This window comes from Mesorhizobium sp. M8A.F.Ca.ET.021.01.1.1, assembly GCF_003998025.1.
In the GTDB taxonomy this organism is placed as follows: Bacteria; Pseudomonadota; Alphaproteobacteria; order Rhizobiales; family Rhizobiaceae; genus Mesorhizobium.
Genome location: NZ_RZSJ01000291.1, coordinates 1 through 7,398, shown reverse-complemented (window position 1 = coordinate 7,398; position 7,398 = coordinate 1). Strand labels below are relative to the sequence as shown.

The 7,398-nt window shown below is 63.8% G+C and carries 7 protein-coding genes; 6 read left to right on the top strand and 1 reads right to left on the bottom strand.

Annotated features, from left to right (window positions below; all coding sequences use genetic code 11):
* Positions 1-664, bottom strand: a 664-nt coding sequence (locus EOA36_RS21170) for an MATE family efflux transporter (RefSeq protein ID WP_189553292.1), incomplete at its 3' end; no start/stop codon positions are given.
* Positions 665-907: 243 nt separating this feature from the next.
* On the opposite strand from EOA36_RS21170, the gene EOA36_RS21165 reads away from it, so the two are divergent.
* The 6 genes from EOA36_RS21165 (at position 908) to ugpC (ending at position 7,310) form a co-directional block, all read left to right on the top strand.
* Positions 908-1,825, top strand: coding sequence for an AraC family transcriptional regulator (locus EOA36_RS21165; RefSeq protein WP_127279279.1), 918 nt, complete (start codon positions 908-910; stop codon positions 1,823-1,825).
* A gap of 241 nt (positions 1,826-2,066) precedes the next feature.
* Positions 2,067-3,338: an extracellular solute-binding protein gene (locus tag EOA36_RS21160; protein ID WP_127279278.1), complete on the top strand. Its 1,272-nt coding sequence runs from the start codon at positions 2,067-2,069 to the stop codon at positions 3,336-3,338.
* 146 nt (positions 3,339-3,484) lie between these two features.
* Positions 3,485-4,351 carry a sugar ABC transporter permease gene (locus EOA36_RS21155; protein WP_127279277.1) on the top strand — a complete coding sequence of 289 codons (867 nt, stop codon included), beginning with the start codon at positions 3,485-3,487 and terminating at the stop codon, positions 4,349-4,351.
* Entirely contained in the window at positions 4,348-5,160 is an 813-nt protein-coding gene (locus tag EOA36_RS21150; protein WP_127279276.1) for a carbohydrate ABC transporter permease, read from the top strand. Before EOA36_RS21155 ends, EOA36_RS21150 begins: the two co-directional genes overlap by 4 nt.
* 15 nt (positions 5,161-5,175) lie before the next feature.
* The gene (locus EOA36_RS21145; protein ID WP_127279275.1) at positions 5,176-6,222 is read left to right on the top strand and encodes an NAD(P)-dependent alcohol dehydrogenase; all 1,047 of its coding nucleotides are present in this window, start codon (positions 5,176-5,178) and stop codon (positions 6,220-6,222) included.
* Positions 6,223-6,224: 2 nt separating this feature from the next.
* The gene (gene ugpC, locus EOA36_RS21140) at positions 6,225-7,310 is read left to right on the top strand and encodes a sn-glycerol-3-phosphate ABC transporter ATP-binding protein UgpC (protein WP_127279274.1); all 1,086 of its coding nucleotides are present in this window, start codon (positions 6,225-6,227) and stop codon (positions 7,308-7,310) included.
* Positions 7,311-7,398: the final 88 nt, after the last annotated feature.

The following is a 7,398-nucleotide window of genomic DNA, read 5'->3' as shown; positions in this document are numbered from 1 at the left end:
CAGCCATGCCGACGAACATCAGCGTGCTGGACAGCGAGGTGGCAAGGCCCGAGCCGGCGATGCCCATCGCCGGAACACCCAGATTGCCGAACATGAACACCCAGTTCGCAAACACGTTGAAAGCCACGGCGACGAAGACGATGACCAGCGCCCAGCCCGGCCGCTCGAGCGCCGAGATGAACGAACGCAGCACGATGTAGCCGTAGAAGGGCAGCACCGCCCATTCGAGCCAGCGCAGATAGATGCCGGCCTGATGCGCCAGCGCGGGCTCCTGCCCCATCGCCAGCAGGATGGCCTCGCCGTGCCAGAGAACGAGCCAGATCGGGATCGAGATCAGGATTGCCAGCCAGAGGCCCTGGCGCACGGTGCGGCGCAGGTCGCGCACGGAATGGCGGCGGCGGCCAAGCTCGGTGGCGATCATCGGCGAGGTCGCCAGCATCAGGCCGAGGCCGAAGATCAGCGGCATGAAATAGAGGTTGGCGCCAAGCGCGCCGCTGGCCAGCGTATCGGCACCGAGGCGCCCCATCATCATGACGTCGGTCGCGGTCATCGCCGTCTGGCCGAGATTGGTCAGCACCATCGGCCAGGCCAGCGCCAGCGTCGCCCTGATTTCCTGGCGCCAAAGATTTTCCGGCGCGCGGGCGCCGGCTTCGATCGCGGACATTGTCCTGCTCTTTCAAGGTTGCGGCGCATCGGCAAAGAGCCGGAAGCCGCATTGCAAACGGCAAAACCTTCGGTTTCGCGGCGTTTGCGCCGTCTATTGAACGAAATGCGACATGAAGGCAAGGGAGGAGGCGCGTGAACAGATTGAGCCAGCGGCTTTGCCCGGCAGGCGTCGCCTCGTTCCCTTGCCGGCCGGGGGCTGCTACGGATTGGACATCGGCAACCGGCGAATGTGGGAGGCAGGATGGCGTTCAGGCGCAGAAAGCACCCGGCCGCGATCCCGCGCACGGTGCCTTCCTTCGAGCATATCGTCACCGAGGCGAGCGACAGTTTCCTGTGGCGCCTCGACGACTATCCCTGGGAGCGCAATGTCTGGAATTTTCATCCGGAATACGAGATCCATCTGCTCAGGAAGTCCTCCGGCGTCGTGCTGGTCGGCGACCATATCGGCGAGTTCGGCCCGGGCTACCTGACCATCGTCGGCGGCGGCCTGCCGCATGACTGGGTCACCGCGGTGCAGCCGGACGAATTGATCGAGGGCCGTGACATCGTGCTGCAATTCGATCCCGAGCGGCTGCGCGGATCGGCGGGATTGTTGCCGGAACTGCGCGAACTGGAGCCGTTCCTGGAGCGGTCGCTGCGCGGCATCGTCTTCCACGGCCGAACCGCGCTTGAAGGCGCCGCGCTCATGGAGCGGATGGGCACGGTGCAGGGGCTCGCCCGCCTCTGCCTGTTCCTCGAACTGGTCGACCTGCTGGCCAGGACCGACGAATACGAGCTGTTGTCGTCGCCGGATTTCTCGCCGGTTCTCGACGCCGCTTCGCTCGATATCATCCAGCGCACGCTGACCTATCTGTTCCAGCACTTCGCCGAGGATCTCAAACTGCCTGACATGGCCGATCTGGCCGGCATGACTGAAAGCACTTTCTCGCGCTTCTTCCAGAAGAACACCGGCAATTCGTTCAGCGACCATCTTGCCAAGCTCAGGCTCTGGCAGGCCTGCAAGCTTCTGGCCGATACCGACGTCCCGATCACCGATATCTGTTTCCAGGTCGGCTACATGAACATCTCCAATTTCAACCGCGCCTTCCTGCGCAAGCACAAGATGACGCCGTCATCCTATCGCAAGCTGTCGCGACAGCGTCTGGCGATGCGCGCATAAGCGCTTCCTGAATCATCGTTTTGGACCAGATCGATACTCGTGTGACAGGCTCCCCATAAGGAGGCCGGCTTTTGCGTTGCACAATGCATAAAAGTACAGGTCTGCTGCAACGGGGCTTCTAGCTTGGCCCATCGCAACCGCGCATTTTGGCGATGGGTGGCAAGTCGTTCGGGCGATGGTGAGGATCGCGTAACCCGAGGACCTGCGCTTCCCGCGACGTATTCCTGGAGGAGAAAAGATCATGAAACCAGTTCGGCTCGCTGCCAGCCTCGGCGCAGCTTTCGTGCTTTCCGCTACCGTCTCAACCCTTGCCCTGGCGCAGGCGCCGGTCTGCTCGGCGCCGGTCAAGGTGCTGGCGCAGCCGCGTGACGGCCTGACGCTTCTGGAGGACTCCAAGGCCGAGTTCGAGAAGCTCTCCGGCGCGAGCTTCAAGATCGACTATCTGAACGAGAACGACCGGCGGGCGAAGTCGCGCGCGGACGCCTCCACGGTCGGCAACTACAACGTCTACTATGTCGATGAAGCGAACGTGGCGCTGTTCGCCTCGTCGAAATGGATCGTGCCGCTGACCGATTATTATCCGGCTGATTATGACTATGCCGACTTCGACCCCGGCCGCCAGAAGGTTGCCACCTATGACGGCAAGGTCTGGTTCGCGCCGCTGACCGGCGGCGGCGACCTGATGGTCTACCGCAAGGACGTGCTGGAGGCCGCCGGCATCCAGCCGCCGAAAACGCTGGACGAGCTGATCGCTGACGTGCCGAAACTGACCAACGCCGACAAGGGCATGTACGGCATCGCGCTGCGTGGCGCGCGCGGCTCGGGCGCCAATGTCTGGCGCTGGATGCCGTTCTTCAAGGCCTATGGCGGCAAATGGTTCGACGGCGACAAGCCGGCCTTCAATTCGGACGCCGCCGTCAAGGCAACCGAGACCTATCTGAAACTGTTCAAGGATTCCGCTCCTGGCACGCAGACCGGCAGCTGGGATGAATCGACCGGCGCCTTCCTGTCGGGCCAGGTCGCGATCCTGGTCGAATCGACGCCGCTTTCGGGCATGGCGGTTGATCCGAAGACCTCGCAAGTGGTCGGCAAGATCGGCTTCCTGCCGCCACCCTCGCCGCTTCCCGGCGGCGGCTACGGCCATGGCCTCGCCATTGCTGCAAAAGCCAATGCCGACGACGCTTCGAAGAAATGCGCCGGCCTGTTCATCGCCTGGGCAACGTCGAAGGAAAACGAGAAGCGCCGGCTCGACGCCCACCAGTTCGGTGAGCTGAACCGCACCAGCATCCTGTCCAGCAAGGAGTTCGCCGATATCTACGGCGCCGATCTCGGCCAGGCGCTGGCCGAAACCGGCAAGGTGACGGCTGTCAACTTCTGGCAGGACCCGCGCTGGCCTGATCTCGGCGACCGCTGGGGCATTATCCTCGAGGAGCTGATCGCCGGCACACGCACCGACGTCAAGGGCAGCCTCAACGAGCTCGAGGCCTATGCCAATGAGCTGGTGAAGAAATAGCCCCCTCCCTCTTGCGGCGCGCGGTCCCAAGCATTCCCGGAAAATGCCGGGACCTGTGCGTCGCAGGAGGGCCTGCCTTTCCCTGAAACATCCGCGTGCCGGTTCCGCCACGCCGGACATTCGAGACACAGCAAGGCCTGAGACCAATGCCTCGACGTTCATCCCTGCCGGTGACCTTTGTCGTGCCGACGCTGGTCATTCTGCTGATCCTGTCGATGGTGCCGACGCTCTACGCGATCATCATCGCCTTGCAGAACCGCGAGCTGAGTTCGACGGCCTATTCCTGGGTCTGGTTCTCGAATTTTGTCGACCTGTTCTCCGACCGCCGCTTCCTCAACGCCGTCTGGGTATCGGTGAAGTGGGAGGTCGTCACCGTCGTCGCGACGATGGTGGTGGCCATCGGGCTCGGCGTGCTGATGTTCGAGGTCGCCGCGCCGCGCCTGCGGAACCTCTATTGCCTGCTGTTCATCATTCCGGTGCTGTTGCCGCGCGTCTCGGCGGCCTTCGTGTGGAAGTTCGCCTACCACCCGCTCTACGGCATCGCCACCTACCCCTACCGCCTGCTGACCGGCGGGCTGATCTTCGACCCGCTGTCCAAGCCGTCGACGGCTTTGTTCGCCGTCGCTTCGGTCGATGTCTGGCAATGGGGCCTGTTCTTCGCCGTCATCGTGCTGAAGCTGTTGGAGACCTTGCCGCCGCAGCCAATCGAGGCCGCGAGGCTCGACCATGCCAAACGCTGGCAGATCCACGCCTATGTGACCTTGCCGATGCTGAAGGCGCCGTTGATCAGCCTGATGTTCGTCAAGATGATCGAATCGCTGCGCTCCTTCGACCTGATCTATGTGATGACCCGCGGCGGGCCGGGCGTGGCGACCGAGACGCTCGACATGTACGCCTTCTCGCAAGGCTTCATCGAATCCGGCAAGGTGTCCTATGCCTCGGCCATGGCGGTGCTGATGATGATCGCCACCGTCATCACCTTCACCATGCTGTGGAAGCGGGTGCAGGCATGAAGCCCGGCCGCATCATAGCCAAGGCCATCCTGGCCTTCGCCGGCTTCATCGCGGTGTTCCCGCTGCTGTGGACGGCGCTCAACTCGCTGAAGAACAGCGTCGACATCATCACCCGCGTGCCACGCCTAGTGTTTACGCCGACGCTTGCCAACATCAGCTACATCCTTGGCCGCGACAGCGTCATCACCGGCCTCTACAATTCGGTCGTCGCTTGCGGCACAGCCGTGCTGATCGGCGTCGTGCTCGGCCTGCCCGCGGCTTACGCGGTGGCGCGCTATCCCAACCGCTGGGCCGGCGACATCCAGTTCTTCGTGCTGTCGCTGCGCTTCCTGCCGCCGGTGGCGGTGGCGATCCCGCTGATGGTGATCTGGCTGCAACTCGGCCTCTACGACACTTTGCCGGCTTTGATCGTCACCTACTCGCTGCTCACCATCTCGGTCATCATGTGGCTCGCCATTCCAGCCTTCCAGGGCGTGCCGAAGGAGATCGAGGAAGCAGCTTTCGTCGATGGCTACGGAGCCTACGCGGTGTTCTGGCGGATCGCGCTGCCGGTCGCGGCCCGCTCGCTGATCGGCGCGGTCGCCTTCAGCTTCGTGCTGGTCTGGAACGAATTCCTGATCGCGCTGATGCTGTCGAGTTCCAACGCCAAGACCTTGCCGATCGTAGCCTCGGAACTGTCCCAGCAAGGCATGAACGTGCCGTGGGGAATCTTGAACGCCTCGGTCGTGCTCCTGTCGCTGCCGCCGCTGTTGTTCCTCGGCGTGCTCAGCGGTTTCCTGAATTCCGTTTTCCGGCAAAAAAAGAGTTGAAGTGAGGACGACCCGATGCGGGCTTTGGTGCTTGAGAAAAAAGGTGAATTGTCGCTGCGCGAGATCGCATTGCCGCTCGATGTCGGGCCGGACGATGTCAGGATCGCCATCCACACCGTCGGCGTCTGCGGCAGCGACGTGCACTATTACACGCATGGCGCCATCGGCAGCTACATCGTGCGGGCGCCGATGGTGCTCGGCCACGAGGCGGCGGGCACCATCGTCGAGGTCGGCGCCAATGTGACCAGCCTGAAGGTCGGCGACCGCGTCTGCATGGAGCCGGGCGTGCCCACCCTGTCGTCGCGCGCCACAAAACTCGGCATCTACAATGTCGATCCCGACGTGCGCTTCTGGGCGACGCCACCGGTGCATGGCGTGCTGGCGCCCTTCGCCGTCCACCCGGCGGCCTTCACCTACAGGCTGCCGAACAATGTCTCCTTCGCCGAGGGCGCGATGGTCGAGCCCTTCGCCATCGGCATGCAGGCGGCAAGCCGTGCCCGCATCGTCCCGGGCGATGTCGCCGTCGTCGTCGGCTGCGGCCCGATCGGCATCATGATCGCGCTTGCCGCCCTTGCCGGCGGCTGCTCGAAAGTGCTGATTTCCGATTTTTCCGCGCCCAAGCTGAAGATCGCCGCGCAATATGCCGGCATCCTGCCGGTCAATATCGGCGAGCGGTCGCTGGTCGATGCCGTCGCCGCCGCGACCGACAAATGGGGCGCCGACATCGTCTTCGAGGCGAGCGGCAGCCCGAAGGCCTTCGCCGACCTGTTCGACGTCGTGCGGCCGGGCGGCGCGGTGGTGTTGGTCGGGCTTCCGGTCGAACCGGTGAGCCTCAACGTTCCGGCGGCGATCTCGAAGGAAGTGCGTATCGAGACGGTGTTCCGCTACGCCAACATCTTCGACCGCGCGCTGCAACTCATCGCCTCCGGCAAGGTCGATCTCAAGCCGCTGATCACCGGTACCTATGATTTCGCCGACAGCATCAAGGCGTTCGAACGGGCCGCCGAAGGCAACCCGCAGGACGTCAAGCTGCAGATCCTGCTTACCGGCGAAAAGGGCTGACCATGTCCGCGATCGTTTGCTCCCATGTCGACAAGGCCTATGGCGCCACCACGGTGATCCGCGACCTCAACCTGGCGATCGAGGAGCACGAATTCGTCGTCTTCCTCGGCCCGTCCGGCTGCGGCAAGTCGACCTTGCTCCGGATGCTGGCGGGGCTGGAGGACATCAGCGGCGGCGAGGTCTCGATCGGCGGCAAGGTAGTCAACGACCTCGATCCCGGCGACCGCGGCATCGCCATGGTGTTCCAGAACTACGCGCTCTACCCGCATATGACGATCTTCGACAACATCGCCTTCGGGCTGCGGCGCCAGAAGGTGCCGGCGCCCGAAATCCGCAAGCGGGTCGAAGCGGTGTCGAGGACGCTCGGGCTCGACCCCTATCTCGGCCGCAAGCCGGCCGAGCTCTCCGGCGGCCAGCAGCAGCGCGTGGCGATCGCCCGGGCGATGATCAAGACGCCCAAGGTGTTCCTGTTCGACGAGCCGTTGTCCAATCTGGACGCCAAATTGCGCAACCATATGCGCGTCGAGATCGCGCGGCTGCACCAGTCGCTGAAGACCACCACCGTCTACGTCACCCATGACCAGCTGGAGGCGATGACGCTAGCCGACCGTATCGTGCTGCTCAAGGATGGCGTCATCGAGCAGGTCGGCTCGCCGGCGGAGATCTACGGCCGGCCGGGCAATATGTTCGTGGCCGGCTTCATCGGCACGCCGAACATGAATTTCATCGAGGTGACGGTCGGCAGGGCGGCGAACGGCTGGACGCTGACCGGCGCCGGAACGGTGCTTTCGTTAGACGGGGCGGGCTTTCATCTCCAGCCTGGCGATCGCGCCGTGCTGGGCATCCGGCCCCCGGACCTGAAGACAGGCAGTGACGGCGCCGCCGGCATATTGCAAGGCACCGCCGATCTCATCGAATTCCACGGCAATGACGCTCTGGTGACATTCGGCTCCGGCGGCAAGGAGATCAGCGCACTGGTACCGGCACGCGAATGCCCGGTGCTGCATGCCCCTGTCCGCTACACATTCGAGGAAGAAAGCATCCATTTGTTCGACGCGACATCAGGCGCGTCGCTGCGCAAGCAATAGGCAAAGCCTACCGGATCGCGTCAAGCGCCTGGCGTTGCCGGTGCATCTCCAGGAAGATCCGGTAGTCGCGATCGAAGCGGGCGCCGGC